The organism is Mesorhizobium sp. P2_C7 (assembly GCF_056404515.1).
The window spans coordinates 65,418-84,531 of sequence record NZ_JBFUDW010000011.1; the positions used below are offsets into that span (position 1 = coordinate 65,418).

The window sequence follows — 19,114 nt, forward strand, 5'->3', positions numbered from 1 at the left end:
TGCCTCGAGCAACATGCCTACCTTGATCGACAGGCGGCGCGCCTGTGACATGTCCATAAGGCTTCACACCGCAGACCCCCGCCGCTCCTGAGAGACGGCGGGGCTGCGGCGAGACGGTGGATACTCTCATTCACCCTTGAGCTGCTGGAGGAAGTCCTTGCCTGCAGCCGGATGGGCCTTGAACGAATGGATGCCGTCAAACCACCCATTCTGGGAGAAGTCGCTGTAATTGCTGCTGTGATCGCCACGGTCGCGACCGCTATCGCGGTCTCCCCCGTGCGACGAGGCGGCAAAGGCCCCGGTGAGCGGAACGGTGACGATCATCGCGGCAAGCACCGCCTTCAGAGGGATAGAACGCATGATTAGATATCCTTTTCGATGAGGATGGCGGCGATTTGTTCACCGCGCATTCCGAGCCACAGGCACTCGGGAACTTTCGGGTTGCGAAGTTGATCTCGCCGCTTCCGTTCTCGTCCTGCATTACTTAACTAGCAAGTGGTGGAAGTAATATGTAGTATATCAAGGTATCATCGATGTATGACATAGTATGGACCGCCAATTCGCGATGCATGTACGGCACCAAGGGGGAAATGGGCTTCATTTGCACCCCGGGCGTCCGGAACTGAACTAAGCTGGCCCGACGGCTGCAGGGCTGATCTGCACCTTGCTGCCCTCGGCAAGTTCGACCGGCGGATTCAGGATCACAAGGTCGCCCTGTTTGACGCCGTCACGGACCTCGACCTCCGTTCCGAGATCGCGCGCCACCGATATTTTCCGGATATGCGCAATGCCGTTCTCGACCACGGCAACCTGCAAACCATCCGCGTTGAAGATGATCGCATCTGCGGACACGGAAAAGCTGGGTGTCTTGCGCGGGATCTGGAGCTCGACAGTACAATAGGTGCCGGGCGTGAGAACACCGTCAGGGTTCGGAATGTCGATTTCGGTCAGCAAGGTCCGTGTGCCCGGTGCCAGCGCATCGGCAATCCGCGTCACCGTGCCGGGGAAGGAACGGCTGGGGATTTCGGGGACCTGGAGCACGGCCTTGACCCCCGGGGTCAGTCCAAAGGCCTGGTCCTGGGGGACGAAGACCTGGGCACGGATCACATCCCCCTGCATGATGGCGAACAGGAAAGTGCTGTTGGTCGTGTCGGCCTGCACCAGGCTGCCGATATCGACGTTGCGTTGAGTGATGACGCCGTCGAACGGGGCGACCACCTGCTGGTAGGCCTGTTGCTGGTCGAGAACGCGCAACTGGTCCTGCTGCGCATTCACGTTGGCCTGCGCAACGCCGACAGCCGCCTCCTGTGCCTTGAGGGTTTGGACGTCGATCGTACCCTGTTCCTTGGTGATCCAGCCTTGGTCCACCAGGGGTTTGTCTCGTTGCCACGTCACCTTGGCGAGATCGAGATTGGCTTGTGCTTGTTGCAGCGCCGCCTTGAACTGTCCCAAGGTTGCCTGGGCCTGCAAAATCTGGTCATCGAGTTCCGGCACGGCAATCTTGGCTAGCAACTGTCCCTTCTTGACCTTGTCCCCGATATCGGCCTCGCGCGTCTCGATATAGCCGCTGGCTCGCGCGAAGATGTCGGCGACGTCGAAGGCAGTTGTGGTGGCGGGCAGACTGACTTTCACGATGTCGTCGCTCGGCCTTACCGCCGCAACACGCACCAGCGGAATGAAGTCACGCGCCTGTTTGGCCGAAGCCGCGAGTTCCTGGTTGCGCGAATAGTACCCTTGGGCGCCATAGGCCAATCCCGTCATCAGCAGAGCGAGCGCGCCCAACGCAAGCAGCCGGCCTCCGCCTCGGCGCGGCGGCCGCTTCATTGCATCATCCATCACCGTGTCGTCGTCCTGATCCAAACGGTGCCTCGGTTTCATGCGATTTCCTCTTCGAAGACGCCGTGAGCCGTCTTGCCGTCCTGTCCGCTACGCAGCATCGCGAACAGGTACGGCACGACGAGGAGCGTCGTGGGCGTTGCAAATAAAAGTCCTCCGATGACCGCGCGCGCCAGAGCGGCATTCTGCTCTTCGCCCGCTCCGCCGATCGCCATGGGAACCATGCCGACGATCATCGCGGCCGCGGTCATAAGCACAGGTCTGATCCGGGTATGACCGGCGTCGATCGCCGCGTCGAACGCGGACTTGCCTGCCAACTGCTGGTCCCGGGCAAAGGTCACGAGCAGGATGGAATTGGCCGAAGCAACCCCGACCGCCATGATCGCACCCATCAGTGAGGGCACGTTGAGCGTGGTGCCCGTGATGAACAACATCGTCACGATGCCGCAAAAGGTCGCCGGCAAGCCAAGGATGACGACGAAGGGGTCGCCGAAGTTCTGATAGTTCACGACCATCAGCAGATAGACGAACACGGCGGCGAACAGGATGCCGATGCCGAGATCCCAGAAGGCATCGTTCATGCTCTGGATCTGCCCTATGACCTGGATGGTGTTTCCGGGCGAAAGCTGCTTCTGCAGGTCGGCGACGATCGTGCTGATCTGGCTGGAGACACCTCCCAGATCGCGACCCTGGACGCTTGCATAGACTTCGTAGACTGGCTGGACGTTCGCCTGGTTGGCGTTTGTCGGGAGACTGTCGCGCTTGAACGTCGCGACGTTGCTGAGTTGCCCGGGAACCTGTGCGCCGGCGGTGTTGATGGTTGAGGACACAGGCGTGTTGCCGAGATCGTTCAATGACGCGATCTTGTTTTCCGGTGTCTGAACGGCGAGGTAGTAGGGAATGCCCGTGGTCGGGTCGGTCCAGAAGTTAGGCGACACCTGCTCGGAGGAACTCAGGCTCACATTGATGTTGTTGGCGATCGTGCTGGCATTGAGGCCGAGCTGCGCCGCCCGCGTGCGATCGATATCGGCATAGAACGCCGGCGCGTCGACTTCCTGCTGCAGGTGTGCGTCGACCACGCCGGGAATGGCGGCGATGCGGCGCCGCAACTCCGATGCAACCCGCAGATTGGTGACGCGGTCATAGCCGACCGTACGGACATCGATCTGCGCCGGCAGTCCAAAATTGAGGATCTGCGTGACGATGTCGGCCGACTGGAAGTAGAACAGAACGTCTGGAAAGGCGCTTGGCAGCGCCGTGCGCAGCTTGCGCACATAGTCGGCAGTCGGCGCGTGGCCGTCTTTCAATGCGACCTGGATCACACCGTCATTCACGCCGATGGTCGATCCATCCGTGAACGCCAAATTGTAGGAACGCGCCGGCAGACCGATGTTGTCGACGACAAGCTGGAGGTCGCGATCAGGAACGATCTCGCGGATCTTGTCCTCGACAGCCTGGAATATCTTTTCCGTCTCCTCGATCCGGGTTCCGGCGGGAGCCCGAACATGGAGTTGGATCTGGCCGCCGTCGATCGCGGGAAAGAAATCGCGACCGACGAGCATCGTCAGCAAAGCGCCCAACGCGAGCACCAGGGCTGCAATGACGGGAACGATGAACCGCCGCCTGAGGAGTACGGCCAGCAACTCGGCATAGTGCAGGCGCATGGTCTCGAAACCACGTTCGAACCTGGTGTGAAACCTGCCGAACCAGCCCGTCGGGGCGCCGTGGCGTTCGCTTTTGAGCAGCAATCCGATGGTGATCGGAGTGAGCGTTCGCGAAAGGCCATAGGATGCGAGCATCGCGAACACCACGGCAAGACCGAGCGGCGTGAACAGATATTTTGCCGGACCTTCCAGAAAGACCACTGATGTGAACACGCAGCTTATGGCCAGCGTCGACACCAGGGTCGGCACGGCGATACCGGCGGCTCCATGCAGCGTCGCCTGCGGCAGCGTCTGTCTTTCCTCGGTGAGCAGGCGATGGGTGTTCTCGAGCGTCACCGTCGAATCGTCGACGAGGATGCCAATCGCCAGCGCCAGGCCCCCCAGCGTCATCGTATTGAGCGTTTCGCCCAGGAAATACAGCGCCACGACCGACGACAGGATCGCCAGCGGGATCGAGATCATGACGACCAGCGTCGATCGCCACGATCCCAGAAACAGCAGGATCATCAGAGCGGTGAGTGCGGCCGCGATCACGCCCTCCCGCAGCACGCCGGCGATCGATTGCTTGACGAACACCGACTGGTCGAAGAGCTCTTTGATTTCCATGCCGGGAGGCGCCGCGGCGCGCGCCGTCTTCAAGGCATCCCGAACGGCATTGACCACCTCCAGCGTCGAGGCATTGCCGTTCTTGATGATGCTGAGCAGCACGGAATGCCGGCCGTTCTCGCGAACGATGTTCTGCTGAACGAGCCATCCGTCATGGACTTGGCCGACATCCTTGACGAACACCGTAGCGCCATTCACGACCTTGATCGGAATATCGTTGAGCTCATCGATGGTTGCTGGCGTGGCGTTGGTGCGCACGACATACTGTGTGTTGCCGATCTTGGCCGTGCCCGACGGCAAGGTCAGGTTCTGGGCGTTGACCGCGTTGACGACGTCGAGCGGTGTCAGACCCTTGGCCAGGAGCTTCGACGGGTCGAGGTCGACCATGATCTGGCGATATTTTCCGCCCGCGGGTGTTGGCAGGGTGACGCCCGGGATCGGGGCCAGCTGCTGGCGGATCCGATAGATGCCGTAGTCGTAGAGCTGCTGTTCGTTGAGGGTGTCCGAGCTCAGGCTGATCTGCAGGACCGGCACGCTTGAGGCATTGAACTGCACCACGAGCGGTGCCTGGATACCCGGCGGCAGGAGGGCACGAATGGCGTTTGTGGCCGAAACGATCTGCGCGATCGCGAGATCGAGATTCACATCCTGTTGAAAATAGATCTTCTGGACCGACAGCCCCCCTAAGGTCTGCGCCTCGATGTTCTTGATGCCATTGACGTTGGAGCTGATCGCATACTGGCTGTACGTGGTGACACGCTGTTCCATCTCCGGCGTGCTGAGGCCGCCATAGCTCCAGATTACAGTCACCACCGGAATGTTGATTTCCGGAAAGACGTCCAACCGCATCTCGCGACTTGCGACGCCGCCGAGAAAGAGAATCAAGGCAGCCAGCACATAGAACGTGTGCGGAAATCGCAACGCGAACCGAACGATACCCATGCCTCAGCCGATGACCTTCCTGGCAACGTTAGTCGGAACGGCTCGAGCGATGAACGTCGCCGTATTGCCGGATTTTCTTTCAGTGTCTCCGAAATGACTTTGCGCCCATTGCCTCGAATGTCCGGTCCTTGCGCCCAAAAGGCGTCGGCGCCGAGCGTTGCCCGGTGACGTCGCCAAGCTCATCGCCGGGCGCCCGATGGCGGGCTGGTTTGGGCAACATCAGTGCAGTGGGCGAGACCATTGCGAGCAGCATGTGGATGCTGCGCGCGGCGGGCGGGCCGTCGCCGGGACGGCCCGCCCAGGCCGTCAGGCCCGTCCGCATAGCTTCGCCGGGGCAAATCCAATGTCATCGGCCCGCCGCAGCCAGAATGAGGTCGGCGACCTCCTTGGGATGGGAAACCAGCGACAGGTGGCCCGCATCGATCTCCACCGTCGTCGCGTGCATGCGTTTGGCGAGGAACCGTTCGAGATCAGGGTTGATCGTCTTGTCCTGCTTCGACACCGCGTAGAACGATGGCTTGGAATGCCATGCAGCCTCTGTGGTTCGTCCGCCGAAGATGGTCGCAGCGGTGGGCTCCTGGACCGCATACAGTATCTTGGCTTGCCGGGGCGCGACACCGTTCGCGAAGTATTTCAGGAATGACTCTTCGGACAATCTGGTGAAGCCATCATTCACCTGGATGCCGGCTCGAACGGGTCCTGCGGGAAACTTTGCGGAAAGAGCGACGAAGTCCTCACCGGCATCCGGTGCTCGTGCAGCCACATAGACCAGCGATGTAACCTTGGGATCAGTCCCCGCTTCGCTGATGACGGTGCCGGCCCAGGAATGCGCTACGAGCACGGTTGGCCCATCCTGCAGCGCCAGCGCCCGTCGCGTCTCCGCGACCGAGTCTGCCAGCGACGTCAGCGGATTCTGCACCGCGGTTACTCTGAGGCCGGCTGCCTGAAGGAGCGGGATCACCTCGGCCCAGCTCGATCCGTCGGCCCACGCTCCGTGCACGAGCACCACGTTGCGCGCCACGGTATGCGCGGGCTTGGGCGTGGGATTGTCAGCCGCCACGGCGACTCCCGACAGGCCAAGAGTGAGGGCAATTGCGATGGCATTGACGATCTCGCGCACGGGTCTCTTCCTTCCCTTTTTCAAACAATCGAATGCGCCGATGACCAAGATGAGGGCCAGCGATGCGGTAGCAAATCCTGCGGGCCGGCTCCGTGGCCTAGGCGTTTGCGGAGGCAGCTCGTTGCGACAATCCCGATTTCGCGGTTCGGCGTCTTTCAGAAACGCCCCTGCCTTTCTCGTCGCGCACGAACGGGCAGGTCCGATGGCGATGTGATGGGCGCGCCCGCCGTCGGCAACGACCGAAAGGTCACCAAAAAAGGGGCGGCGGATCGCTAATGCGACCCACCGCCAGTTCAGGCGCCCGCGGGAGGAGGGGACGGGCGCCTCAGGAGTTCGGCAGAATGGCGCGTGCGCGGAGTGCGTGGGAGCTTCGCCTCCAACGCAACGCTTCGCCCCGTGGAAGAGGCTGGGCGGCAAACATTGAGTGAGGGGCAAAGAGCAGGGCCACGAGAAGTCGCGTGGCGGAAAGCTCGTCGCCGGCCGTCGGCAGCGCCAGCATCGCACACTGCCAAATCCGTCCATCGAGCGCCCAGGTCGCTTGTCTTGCCTGCGGCAGCTGCTCCGCAGCGGCCCGCACACACAGCCGGCGCAGCTGCCCGCGGCTGGGTTGGGGGAGCGCAGACAGCCTGTGACCACCACGGTCCCCGCCACAAAGCGCGTCCAGCGCCGCGCCCCATCTCGCAAACATGAAGTCTGCTCCCCGCTCAAGCACGATTGCTTCGGCAAGATAGGGTTCCAGAACCCCAAACTGCTCCAGTTCGACACTGCCGCTCGCGCCTTCGGTGCCGCGACCGAACCCGTCCGACCACTTGCCTGCGACCCAGCGCGACGCCGCCCGAAGATCGCCGCGGTCTAGCCGCCAGGGATAGGATCGGCATTGGTCATGAAGGCGCGCGAGTTCGACCTCACCCATGATCAAACCGCCTCGGTACGCGACCGCGAAATGCGAATCGGAATTGCTTTGAAGGAGGGCGTGAAACTGATCGGATCGTGCGCATAGAGCGGCACGAGGGGGTTTGCCTCGGGATAGTAGGCCGCACAGCTGCCATTCGGGAAGGCATACGGGACGATCCGAAAATTGGACAGGCGGCGTTCAACGCCGTCGGTGGACAGAGTGATCAAGTCGACGCGGTCGTCGGCCTGGAGGCCACGCCTTTCCATCTCCTGTTCGTTGAGGAAGATCACGTCGCGCTGACCGAAGACGCCGCGATAGCGGTCGGACATCGAATATATCGTGGTGTTGTACTGATCATGGCTGCGCACCGTCGTCAGCCATAGAGCGTCGAGACTGTCCAGGGGCGGATCCTCGCCGAGGCCGTCGAAGACGAGGAAATTCGCCTTGCCGGAAACTGTCGCCCAGATGCGTTCGCGCGCGTTCGATGTCAGATGGAAGCCGCCCGGGATGCGAATGCGGGCATTGTAACCCTGGAAGATCGGGAACACGTCTTCGATCGCGTCGCGGACAAGGTCGTAGTCGGCGGTGAAGCTTTCCCAGTCGACGACGGAACCTGCACCCAGCGTCGCCCGTGCAATGCCGGCGACGATTGCAGGTTCGCTCATCAGGTGCTCCGACGCCGGAACATTGCGGCCCGCCGACGCGTGCACCATCGACATCGAATCCTCGACCGTGATCGACTGCGGCCCCGTTGCCTGGACGTCGATTTCGGTGCGCCCGAGGCAAGGCAGGATCAGCGCGTCGCGCCCGTGTACCAGATGGCTGCGATTGAGCTTGGTTGACACTTGGACCGTCAGGTCGAGCTTGCGCAAGGCAGCGCGGGTCACCTCCCAGTCCGGGATGGCTGACACGAAGTTGCCGCCGATGGCGAAGAACACTTTCACTTTGCCGTCTTTGATGGCCTCCAGCGCAGTCACGACATTGTGGCCATGTTCGGACGGCGGCTTGAAGCCGAAGCGGTGCTCAAGCCGATCGAGAAATTCCTTTGTCGGCATTTCGGTGATGCCGACCGTGCGATCGCCCTGGACGTTGGAATGGCCGCGTACCGGGCAAAGTCCGGCGCCCTCGCGGCCGATATGACCGCGCAGCAGCGCGAGATTGGCCAGCTGCTGCACGTTTTGTGCACCCCGCCGGTGCTGCGTGATGCCCATGCCATAGACAATGATCGCTCGTTCGGCCTGCATATAGGCGCGAGCGGCGTATTCGATGTCCTCGCGAGCGAGCCCTGACTGAGAGACGATGTCGTCCCATCGCGTCGCCCGCAGGTCGGCGGCGAGAGCCTCGATACCCGTCGTATGGCCCTTGATGAAATCCCAGTCGAGGATCGCCGGCAATTCGCCCGCGCGCGCCGCATCGTCTGCTTCCATGAGGAATTTCATGAGCCCCTTGACGACCGCGACGTCGCCGCCGACACGCACCTGATAGAGCTTGGCGCTTATCGGTGTCGACGTAAGCGTTGCCATTTCGACCGGGCTCTGGGGCGACTGGAAGCGCTCCAGTGCGCGCTCGCGGAACGGATTGAAGGACATGATGGTTGCGCCGCGCCGTGAGGCGTTGCGCAGGCTCGTCATCATGCGAGGGCTGTTCGTGCCCGGATTTTGTCCAAAGATGAAGATGCAGTCCGTCTTGTCAAAATCGGAAAGCAGGCAGGTACCCTTGCCGACACCGAGCGAGTGCGGCAGGCCGACGCTGGTAGCCTCGTGGCACATGTTTGAGCAATCGGGGAAATTGTTGGTGCCGAACTCTCGCACGAAGAGCTGGTAGAGGAACGCTGCCTCGTTCGAGGTACGGCCGGATGTGTAGAACTCGGCCATGTTGGGATCCGGCAATCCGTTGAGGTGGCGGGCAATGGTTGCAAAGGCCTCGTCCCAACCGACCCGCACGTAATGGTCGGATGCGGCATCGTAGGCCATCGGATGGGTCAGGCGTCCGACCATCTCGAGATCGAAATCGCTCCAGCTTGAAAGCTCGGCAACGGTATGGGCGGCGAAAAACTCCGGCGTGCAGCGTTTCGCCGTGGCTTCCCAGGCAACCGCCTTGCCCCCGTTCTCGCAAAATTCGAAGGATGAAGTGTGCTTGGGGTCCGGCCAGGCGCAGCCGGGGCAATCAAATCCCTCCGGCTGGTTCATGCGCCCCAGAGTGGCCGCCCCCTTGATCGGGATTCCCTGCTCGACAAGGTGTTCGCCTAGCGACTTGAGCGCTCCCCATCCGCCGGCCGGGGCATTGTAAGGACGAATGTCATTGGCCATTGGAGACGCCTCCACGAAGAGCTGAAGAATCCTGTGTGGGCAACAAGCCTTCCGGCAAGCAACATCTTTCCATCGCAGTGCTGCCGCCAGCGCTGTCGGCTATGTTGCAACGGCAGCGCTGCGGGGCGGCAACTCTCCCAGAGCTGCCAGCTGAATGGGCCGCGTGTCCGACCCACGTGGCGGGTGGCGCCAACCGACGGGATCGCTGTCGAAAGGGCGATCTGCAACATCCCTGCGATTGCCGCAACGCCAGCGATAGGGTGTCTCGCCAACGAAACGTCCGAAGACCGTGGTGAAATGGGCCTGGTTCTGAAAGCCCACACTCAGCGCCACGTCGACCAGGGTCATCTCGGTCTCGATGAGCATCTGCTTGGCACGGTCGATCCGTCGCCGCAGCAGGAATTCATGCGGGCGAATGCCGGTGGCCGCCCGGAACTGTGCGGCGAAATACATTCGGCTGAGCCCCGCCACTGCTGCCATGTCGGCGAGCGTAATCGTCTCATCGAGATGTGAATCGACGTATTCGACGACGCGCTTCCATCGCCATTTGGACAGGGCGGCCGTAGAGCGTGCCGCCGGCTCATCCGGGTCTGGCTGCGGATCTGAGCGCAGCGTGAGCAAGCGGGTTACGATGGCAAGGCGGACTGCATCGGCATAGAGGTTGCCAAATCCATCATGGCTGTCTTCGGCCGCCTCGAGCGCCCTGGAAAGACGCTGGACGACCGGATCAGAGGAGTGCCGCTCCGGGACCAGTTCGGCAAGGCCTAGGTCCCGAGGCGCGTGGAAAACATTCAGACCGTCGATCGCGCTTTGGCCTGCTTGGGCAAATTGCGCCATGGCCCCACTGGGCGCCGCCGTAGGATCAGGGTCTGCGGCCGCATTTGCATGCATCGTTAGACCGCCGCGACGGGGTTGCGGCATCGCTGCAGCGGACACCGAGAGAACCACATTCATATGAGTGAGGGGGATCGAAATCATGCGGCAGTCTGGCGCCACCGGGTAGGCGCCGTTGCCGGCGTCGAATGGGTCGAACAATGACGAGCCGACTTCAGGCTTTCGGGCCGGGCCGGCGACATGCATCGCTCGGACCATGCCGTCGCGTCGAGGAAGGACGGGCCGATCTTCTCCCGGTTGCCGATCGTAATATTCGGATGCAGACAATGAGTGGAACTGCATTGGGCCCGTGCTCCTCTAGCTTCAGAATTTTCTTCTGCTTGCTGGTCAAGGTACACGGGTGGGAAATCTGCTCCATTGAATGGCCGTCTGAATGAATCATATCATCAGCTATGCTGCGTATACGATGGTATCTACTGTTGGCGGCGGCGCCTTGGGCGCATCTGGCGACGTCGGCAAGCTTGTGCAGGGAGGTCGCCGGTGCCGTGCGACAATGATCCCACCGTGCGGTTGAACGTTGACGCCGCTGTGTAGCCGTACGGTTCTCCGACCGGTCGCCAGGTCGCGGCATCGCTGCCTGCGAACCTCAGGCTAGTCAAACCTCTGTATGATTTCGGTCTTGGCTCTACGTTCGTATGCTGGCGCCGAGATGAGATCGCGCCGGGCGACGCCGGGCGACACAGTCTCCGGGGGACACCGATGTGTCGAAAATTCCGATGGTTGCCATAGTTGACGACGACGAGGCGGTCCGCACGTCCACCGCGAATCTGATACGTTCCTGCGGCTTTGCCGCAAACCTGTTTGCCTCTGGCGAGGAACTCTTGCGTTCGCCACGGCTCGCCGACGCCTGCTGTGTCATTACCGATGTGCAGATGCCGGAAATGAACGGGTTGGAACTGCAGACGTTGCTCCTGGCACGTGGCCACACCGTTCCGGTGATTCTTATCACGGCCTATCCTGACGAACGGACCAGGCAGAACGCCCTCGCTGCAGGGGCGGCAGGCTTCTTCTACAAGCCTTTTGACGCCGCCGCCATGATTCGGTGCATCGAAGATGCGCTGAACTGGCCACGCGAAATCAAGCCGGAATGACCTCTTCGTGGTGAGCCGAGCGCTGCCACCCCCATTGCTTTCGGAGCCGAAGTCGCGTGCGTTCCAAATCGGAATTTTGCGTTCGTTCCGGGAAGATTGCCGCCAGCCTGTGCGGTTGAATTCCAGGCAGGTTTCGGCGATCGCCTGCCTAGCCCCGCTGCACAAGAGGGCGCGACTGCAGAAACATCAGCGCACATGCGCCGATGGGTGGATTGGTGATATTGATGGTGTAGCGCGCGGAAGCCATCCCAGCCCCCTCGGCATTACCGACAGTCGCGACCACGTCTCGCCTAGTGGCGGGGCTCGTTGCCAAATTAATATGCTAAGATGGCGTTGTGCCATTCCTGGGCCGTGCGGAGCAGGAATCGTGAGAGCGGATTGCTATCGTGACAGCAGGTTCCAATCCAAGCCAAACCGCGTCGACCGCTTTTGCGCCGACAGTCTATGTCATCGATGATGACGACGCTGTGCGCGATGCGCTGAGTGGGCTGTTCAGATCCGTGGGGCTGCATGTCGAACTGTTCGCCTCCGCCAGCCAATTCCTGCAGGGCAAGCTGCCGGAAACGCCAAGCTGCCTCGTGCTCGATATCCGGTTGCCCGGCGTGAGCGGCCTCGATTTCCAGGCTCATCTTGCAAAGTCGAACATTCAAATGCCCGTCGTCTTCATGACTGGACACGGGGATGTTCCGATGTCGGTGCGCGCGATGAAAGCCGGAGCGATCGATTTTCTGACCAAACCGTTCCGGGACCAGGACATGCTTGATGCGGTCTTCGGCGCGCTCGAAAACGACCGCATAAGGTGGGAATCCGACCAGGAAGCGGCGACGATATCAGCCCTGTACCAAACTTTGACCTCTCGTGAAAAGGAAGTCATGTTCTTCGTGACCAAGGGCCTAATGAACAAGCAGATCGCGGGCGAGATGGGCCTCAGCGAAATTACGGTCAAGATCCATCGCGGGCATCTCATGCGGAAGATGGCGGTGCGAACCTTGCCCGACCTGGTGCGGATTGCAGAACGGTTGGGCCTTCGAAGGGCAAATCAATAGCGATGGCAAAGTCGTCATCCGGTATCGCGCGAAAATCTATCGATCCCGCCCGCTCGCTCCAGCAGTTCTCGACCCTCCGCCGTTCGCCGGATATGACCCGGCGACGCCGCGCCGGTGTGGACGGCAGGTGCCTTGGTTCATCATTGAAAACGCTGACGGTTCATTCTTTGCTCACCCTGGTTGGCCTGGCTGCGAGACACCTTCCAGGATCGATCGCAGCTCCTCTCTGCCCCTGGCGATCCGCGACGTCAGCGTCCCCACGGGAATGCCCAGCGCCTTCCTGGCATCGGCATAGGAGAGGCCTTCGACCGCGACAAGCACGAGTGCTGCGCGTCGTTCGGGATTGATCTGCTGAAGCGCCGAGAATACGTCCACGAATACGAGCCTGTCGGCCTGTGGCGACGTCGCGATCGCATCTATCGTTTCTGAGATCGTGGTCACCGCCTGGGCATGGCGTTTGGCGCGCCGCAACTGGTCGACGAACAGGTTGTGCATGATCGTGAGCAGCCAGCGCCGAGGCGTATCGCCGGCCGTCCAGTTCGCCATCCTCGACAGCGCCCGTTCGAGGCTGTCCTGCACAAGGTCGTCGGCGGCATCGCGGTCCCGCAACAGCGCGCGCGCATAACCACGCAGCCGTGGAATCTCCGCGACGATCGCTCGCCTGCGTTCGTCAGTGATCTCGGCCGCCGCGCCGCTTGCCGAAGAAGAAGTGTCAGCCGAGCGAAAACTCGGCTGCGGCGAAACATCGGGCGGAAGTTCGAGTTGCGTCATGTTCGTGGTCATCAGGCGATGCGCAATGGCGGCGATTGCAATTTGTGATCCGGACTGAACTCGGTCGGCCGCGAACCTGACAGCCACAGCCATCCTCTGGTTCGGGACTGCACATCTGGTCTGTCAGGCATGTGCCGGCGCCTTTCCTGGCTCTAGCTGTGTCCAATCGAAGCTGTTCGGCTGGATGCTGTCGGCGCCACCATGGCGGACCCGACTGAGGCCTTCTTTTCGAAACGACTACATTCTTTCGCGAAGCAATTGTGGGCGACCCAATGCCGAGGAAGAAGATGTGTTCGCCGGAATGCTGGCCCATCACTCGGCCGGGCCGAGTGACATCCTCGCCGCAGGGGCAGGCACGTCTTCTGCACCGCCCTTCAGGTAGGTCCAATAGAGAGGAAGTCCGGTGAAGAGGAAACCGCCAGCAATGTTGCCCAAGGTCACGGGTATCTGGTTCCAGTACCACCAGTCTGCGAAGCTGATCTTGGCCCCGAGCATCATCCCCATGGGAATGACGAACATGTTGACGACGCAGTGCTCGAATCCGAGCGCGAAGAAGGCGAATATGGGCAACCAGCATCCGACGATCCTGCCGAGGGTGGACTTCGAACTCATCCCCATGACGACGCCGAGGCAGACCATCCAGTTGCAGAGCATGGCCTTGACGAAGGCGGTCACCAGTCCATCGTATCCATACGGCTCATAGGCGATCGTCTTCGCTTCGGCGAGCGCACGCAGATGATCTCCGAGCGCACTCGGCCCAACATTGCCGACATCGGTCAGGACGACATAGAACAGCCCGGCAAAGATGAGCGAACCGAGCATGTTGCCGACGAAAACCCAGAACCAATTGGCCAACATCCGGCCGACCGTCGTACGGTGAGCGAGGACGGCCAGGGGTACCAGGCCAAAATTCCCGGTCACGAGCTCGAGGCCAAGGATGATGATGATGGCAAATCCCACCGGGAAGATGAGAGCGCCGACGAGCGCGACATTTGTCTGAAGCGCACCCTCCAGGGCCATGCTCGTCGCGAAGGCAAGGAGCGCCCCGGAAAGCATTCCGCGGATCAAACGATCAGGAACGCTGTGAGCGGCCTTAGCGGCGCCGAGATCCACTATTGCCCGCACGATTTCGCGCGGCGAGAGGCTGTCGTTCATGATCGCTATCCTTCTGCGCCGAGCAGGCTGGTTCCGCATTTCAGCGCCGCAAGGCGCGGCAACTGCGGTCTGGCTGAAGGGATCGCTACTGTCGTCGTGGCCAGAAAGCGCGCTGCGATACCCATGACGTCTCCCATGCGTTGCCAACCAGGACCGAATGGCAGGCTGATTGTCACTGCAGGGATGAATAGCCGACGGCACTTCGCGGCGACATTCTACGGAGGGTAACCGGATTACGCACTTGATTTAGGCCAGACATTCCTTGGTATGTCTTGTCGGCCAAGCAACTGAAGCGCTCGCTCAGCTAGATAACGATGTCGCCGCTGGCAATTCCGTAAATGCCAACGAGGCAACCAATTGCCGCAGCCGCCAACACTATCCATTCTACGCCGACCAACACTTGCTTGTTCTGTTCCCGTCTGACCTGAACATAGAGCAGCGTACCGGGTGCGTAGAGAATAGATGACAGCAACAGAAATTTCAGGCCGCCTGCGTAGATCATGAACGCAACATACAATGTGGCAATGCCAGCCACGATCAAGTCGCGGGATCGCTGTGCGGGTTGGGTTCCATAAGTCTCTCGGCGTAAAGCCAGAAGGAAGCCGTATCCAGCCACGAGCAGGTAAGGAATTAACACCATTGCACTGCTCAGCTTCACCATGAGCGCGAACGCATCCTGCGAGAAAAGCGTGCTTATAACGAAGACTTGAATGACGATATTGGTCAGCCACAGCGCGGCGGCCGGGACTTTGTTGGCATTTTCACGCGCAAAAATCCTTGGCATGTCGCCGCTCTTTGCGGCCGCGAACAGCACCTCGACACAGATCAACGACCAGGCGAGATAAGCGCCTAGCACAGAAACAATCAGCCCTACGCTGACGAAAACCGCGCCCCAAGTACCGACGACGGCCTCGAGAACGGAAGCCATGGATGGCTGCCTCATTCCCGCGATTTCCGCCTGTGTAAGTACGGCATACGGCAGAAGCGTCACCAGTACCAGCAGGAACAAAACGGCGACGAAACCGACGATCGTCGCCCGGCCGACATCGGAGCGTTCCTTGGCATAGCGAGAATAGACGCTTGCTCCTTCAATCCCAATGAACACAAAGATTGTGACCAGCATGGTCGCTCGGATTTGCTCAAAGAGACCGCTTCGCGATGCCAGCTCTCCGCCCCATAGGTTGCTGACGAAGATGTTCGCCTTGAACGTTCCGGCCAGAATGAAAATGAAGGTAAGGATGGGAATGACTTTTGCGACCGTAACAACGGTGTTGATGACGGCAGCTTCTTTGATCCCGCGCAGGATCGTGAAGTGGAACAGCCAGAGTGCGATCGACGAGACCACCACTGCCGGGACCGTGTCACCGTTGCCAAAAACCGGGAAGAACGCGCCGAGCGTCGACTTGATCAGAACCCAATATGAGACGTCGGCAATGCAGGCAACCAACCAATAGCCAAACGCAGAAAGGAAACCAGCGTAGTCACCGAAGCCGGCTTTTGCGTAGGCAAAGATGCCGGCATCGAGTTCTGGCTTGCGCTCCGCGAGCGCCTGAAAGACGCGGGCCAACGTATACATCCCGGTCCCGGCGATACACCAGGCGATGATTGCGCCGACTGGTCCGGTTGCGTTGCCGAAGGTACGAGGCAGCGAAAATATGCCGGCGCCGATCATTGATCCGACCACCATCGCCGTTAGCGCCGCGAGCGAAAGCTTCTGCGAGGTCTGGGATGCCATGGCCGCGTCTCGAGCCGGTCGTCAATTGCACAAGCGAAATCCGTCCGAATTGCTAAACCGGTCCAGGTCGCTCACCCGATGCTGCATCGGAGAAAGTCACAAGTCCAGCCGATGTAACTCCACTGCGGCGGTGTATTGCGTCGAGGCTCCGAAATAGAGACGCGATGCACAGGAATGAGACTCTCAGCTAATTTCACGACCACGCCAAAAGCATAGGGTTTGGTTTGTACTGAAATTCCAGCCCGCTCGTTGGCTCACGCACAGATGATTTCCGATCACTCGGGAGAGGCACGTGGCAAGTAAGTCCGAGCAGAAGCTGTCCTTGTTCGCCCTGATCGCAATGGTTGTCGGATCGATGATCGGGGCCGGTATCTTCAATCTGCCCGGCAGGTTCGCCACCGCGACGGGCCCGTTCGGCGCCATCATCGCCTGGATGATAGCCGGAACCGGCATGTACATGCTGGCCCGGGTGTTCCAGGCGCTGGCCGAGAAGAAACCCGATATCGATTCCGGCGTCTTCGCCTATGCCAAGGCGGGCTTCGGCGACTATATGGGCTTCCTCTCGGCGTTCGGCTATTGGCTCGGAAGCTGCCTCGGAAACGTCTTCTACTGGGTGTTGATCGGATCGACGCTCGGGCGCTTTTTCCCCGAGATTTTCGGGGATGGCAGCACCGCGACCGCGATCATCGTCTCGCTGGTCGGCATCTGGGCCTTCCATTTCATGATCCTGCGCGGCGTCGAGCAGGCCACCTTCATCAATAGCGTCGTGACGGTCGCGAAGATCGTACCGATCATCGTGGCGATCCTCGCCATGGCGTTCGCGTTCAACTACACGCAATTCTCAGAGAACTTTCTCGGCGGCGTGGGCATGCCGGAAAAGACCCTGCTGGCGCAGGTGCGCGACACCATGCTGATCACCGTTTTCGTCTTCCTCGGCATTGAGGGAGCGAGCGTGTATTCGCGCTTCGCAGAGAAGCGTTCGGATGTCGGCACCGCCACCATTCTGGGTTTTGTCGGCGTCACGGGCCTGATGGTAGCCATCACCCTTCTGCCCTACGCCACGGCTACGCGTGCGGCCATCGCCGGAGTCCAACAGCCCTCGCTTGCCGGCGCGCTCGAACTGGTCGTGGGACATTGGGGCGCGGTGTTCATTTCCATCGGCGTGCTGGTGTCAGTGCTCGGCGCCTATCTCGCCTGGTCGCTGATCTGCGCCGAGGTACTGTTCGCCGCGGCGAAGTCGCAGGACATGCCCAAGCTTTTCGCGGCGCAGAACGGCAACCGGGTTCCCGCCAACGCGCTTTGGCTGACCAATATCGTCGTCTCGCTATTCGTCATCTCAACCTATTGGTCGCGTGACGCCTTCAACTTCATGCTCGACATGACAAGCGTGACGGCGCTGCTGCCCTACCTGTTGGTCGCGGGCTATGGCGTGCTGATCGCCCGCCGCGGCGAGGGGTACGAGACCTCGCCTGGTCAGCGCGGGCGCGACCAGTTATTCGCCTGGATCGCCGTCGTCTACACGCTTGTCATGTTTCTGGCCGCCGGCTTGAAATACGTCCTGCTGGTGGCGGTGCTCTTCGTGCCGGGAACCGTCCTGTACCTCTGGGCGCGGCGCGAACAGAACGCGCGGATCTTCACATCGGTCGAACTCATCATCTTCGCCGTCACACTGGTCGCTGGACTCGCCGGTTTCGTCGGCCTGTTGACCGGCGCAATTACACCTTGACGAGAAAGGCACAAGTCATGGCGATGGAAACGAAATTCGGCGTGCATTCCGAAGTAGGGCAGCTTCGCAAGGTCATGGTCTGCGCGCCCGGCCGCGCCCATCAGCGCCTGACGCCCACCAATTGCGACGAACTGCTGTTCGATGATGTGCTGTGGGTCGACAACGCCAAGCGCGACCATTTCGACTTCATGACCAAGATGCGCGACCGCGGCATCGAGGTGGTGGAGATGCATAACCTCCTCGCCGAGACTGTTGCCGTCCCCGAGGCGAAGAAATGGATCCTCGACAATCAGGTGGTGCCGAACCAGGTGGGCCTAGGCCTCGTCGACGAGGTGCGCTCCTATTTGGAGGGGCTCTCCAACCGCGATCTGGCGGAGACGCTGATCGGTGGTCTCTCGACCCATGAATTCCCTGAATCCATCGGAGGCGAACAGCTTGAGCTGATCCGTGACGCGGCCGGGGTGAACGAGTATCTACTGCCGCCGCTGCCGAACACGCTCTACACCCGCGACACCACCTGCTGGATCTATGGCGGCGTCACGCAGAACCCGCTCTACTGGCCGGCGCGGCATGAGGAGACCATCCTCACCACCTCGATCTACAAGTTCCATCCCGACTTCGCCGGCAAGGTGAATGTGTGGTGGGGCGACCCGACCAAGGATTGGGGCCTCGCCACGCTCGAGGGCGGCGACGTCATGCCGATCGGCAAGGGGAATGTTCTGATCGGTATGAGCGAGCGCACCTCGCGTCAGGCCATCAGCCAGCTCGCTGCGACGCTGTTCGAGAAGGGCGCGGCCGAGCGCGTCATCGTCGCGGCGATGCCGAAACTGCGCGCGGCGATGCATCTCGACACGGTGTTCACCTTTGCCGACCGCGACTGCGTGCTGCTCTACCCCGATATCGTCAATGGCATCGAGGCGTTCTCCTACCGGCCGGACGGCAAGGGCGGCGTCGAACTGCATAAGGACAAAGGCACCTTCGTCGAGACGGTGCGCGACTCGCTCGGTCTCAAAAGGATGCGTGTTGTTGAGACCGGCGGCAATGCCTACGTCCGCGAGCGCACCCAATGGGATAGTGGCGCAAATCTGGTCTGTGCATCGCCGGGCGTCGTGTACGCCTATGACCGCAACACCTATACAAACACGCTGCTGCGAAAGGAGGGCATAGAGGTCATTACCATCATCGGCGCGGAACTAGGCCGCGGTCGTGGCGGCGGCCACTGCATGACCTGTCCGATAATCCGTGATCCGGTGGATTACTGACAAGAGAGCGTTCCCGGAGATCGGAGATGGGCGCCACTCGTGCAGCAATTCCGGTTAGGCAA

Annotated in this window: 14 protein-coding genes; 4 read left to right on the plus strand and 10 right to left on the minus strand. The window is 61.0% G+C overall.

Annotation, left to right across the window (positions count from 1 at the left end; all coding sequences use genetic code 11):
- Window positions 1–126 precede the first annotated feature (126 nt).
- The 7 genes from AC1D2G_RS22185 to AC1D2G_RS22215 all read right to left on the minus strand — a co-directional run bounded on the left by AC1D2G_RS22185 (window position 127) and on the right by AC1D2G_RS22215 (window position 10,548).
- The gene (locus AC1D2G_RS22185; RefSeq protein ID WP_143748849.1) at window positions 127–360 is read right to left on the minus strand and encodes a hypothetical protein; all 234 of its coding nucleotides are present in this window, start codon (window positions 358–360) and stop codon (window positions 127–129) included.
- 267 nt (window positions 361–627) lie between these two features.
- Window positions 628–1,752, minus strand: a complete 1,125-nt coding sequence (locus tag AC1D2G_RS22190) for an efflux RND transporter periplasmic adaptor subunit (protein ID WP_477416640.1) — start codon at window positions 1,750–1,752, stop codon at window positions 628–630.
- A 122-nt stretch (window positions 1,753–1,874) separates the two neighbouring features.
- Window positions 1,875–5,048 carry an efflux RND transporter permease subunit gene (locus AC1D2G_RS22195; RefSeq protein WP_477416641.1) on the minus strand — a complete coding sequence of 1,058 codons (3,174 nt, stop codon included), beginning with the start codon at window positions 5,046–5,048 and terminating at the stop codon, window positions 1,875–1,877.
- A gap of 346 nt (window positions 5,049–5,394) precedes the next feature.
- A complete protein-coding gene (locus AC1D2G_RS22200; protein ID WP_477416819.1) occupies window positions 5,395–6,123 on the minus strand; it encodes an alpha/beta fold hydrolase in 729 nt (242 codons plus the stop codon).
- A gap of 370 nt (window positions 6,124–6,493) precedes the next feature.
- Entirely contained in the window at window positions 6,494–7,081 is a 588-nt protein-coding gene (locus tag AC1D2G_RS22205) for a hypothetical protein (RefSeq protein WP_477395793.1), read from the minus strand.
- A gap of 2 nt (window positions 7,082–7,083) precedes the next feature.
- Window positions 7,084–9,372, minus strand: coding sequence for an FdhF/YdeP family oxidoreductase (locus AC1D2G_RS22210; protein ID WP_477416643.1), 2,289 nt, complete (start codon window positions 9,370–9,372; stop codon window positions 7,084–7,086).
- Between the two features lie 99 nt (window positions 9,373–9,471).
- A complete protein-coding gene (locus tag AC1D2G_RS22215; RefSeq protein ID WP_477395796.1) occupies window positions 9,472–10,548 on the minus strand; it encodes a helix-turn-helix transcriptional regulator in 1,077 nt (358 codons plus the stop codon).
- Between the two features lie 419 nt (window positions 10,549–10,967).
- Between AC1D2G_RS22215 and AC1D2G_RS22220 the strand changes: the two genes are divergently transcribed.
- Together AC1D2G_RS22220 and AC1D2G_RS22225 are read left to right on the plus strand one after the other, a co-directional pair.
- Window positions 10,968–11,357 carry a response regulator transcription factor gene (locus AC1D2G_RS22220; protein WP_477299828.1) on the plus strand — a complete coding sequence of 130 codons (390 nt, stop codon included), beginning with the start codon at window positions 10,968–10,970 and terminating at the stop codon, window positions 11,355–11,357.
- Window positions 11,358–11,743: 386 nt separating this feature from the next.
- A complete protein-coding gene (locus AC1D2G_RS22225; RefSeq protein WP_477416645.1) occupies window positions 11,744–12,403 on the plus strand; it encodes a response regulator transcription factor in 660 nt (219 codons plus the stop codon).
- Window positions 12,404–12,574: 171 nt separating this feature from the next.
- Here the strand turns inward: AC1D2G_RS22225 and AC1D2G_RS22230 are convergent, their stop codons facing one another.
- The 3 genes from AC1D2G_RS22230 to AC1D2G_RS22240 form a co-directional block, all read right to left on the minus strand.
- Entirely contained in the window at window positions 12,575–13,186 is a 612-nt protein-coding gene (locus AC1D2G_RS22230; RefSeq protein ID WP_477416647.1) for a sigma-70 family RNA polymerase sigma factor, read from the minus strand.
- A gap of 300 nt (window positions 13,187–13,486) precedes the next feature.
- On the minus strand, window positions 13,487–14,329 hold the full coding sequence (locus AC1D2G_RS22235; protein ID WP_477416649.1) for a formate/nitrite transporter family protein: 843 nt from the start codon (window positions 14,327–14,329) through the stop codon (window positions 13,487–13,489).
- Between the two features lie 304 nt (window positions 14,330–14,633).
- Window positions 14,634–16,064, minus strand: a complete 1,431-nt coding sequence (locus tag AC1D2G_RS22240) for a basic amino acid/polyamine antiporter (protein WP_477416651.1) — start codon at window positions 16,062–16,064, stop codon at window positions 14,634–14,636.
- Between the two features lie 292 nt (window positions 16,065–16,356).
- On the opposite strand from AC1D2G_RS22240, the gene AC1D2G_RS22245 reads away from it, so the two are divergent.
- Both AC1D2G_RS22245 and AC1D2G_RS22250 read left to right on the plus strand, forming a co-directional pair.
- Complete coding sequence (locus AC1D2G_RS22245) at window positions 16,357–17,790, plus strand: basic amino acid/polyamine antiporter (RefSeq protein WP_477416653.1); 1,434 nt, start codon at window positions 16,357–16,359, stop codon at window positions 17,788–17,790.
- A gap of 23 nt (window positions 17,791–17,813) precedes the next feature.
- A complete protein-coding gene (locus AC1D2G_RS22250; protein WP_477416821.1) occupies window positions 17,814–19,052 on the plus strand; it encodes an arginine deiminase in 1,239 nt (412 codons plus the stop codon).
- Window positions 19,053–19,114: the final 62 nt, after the last annotated feature.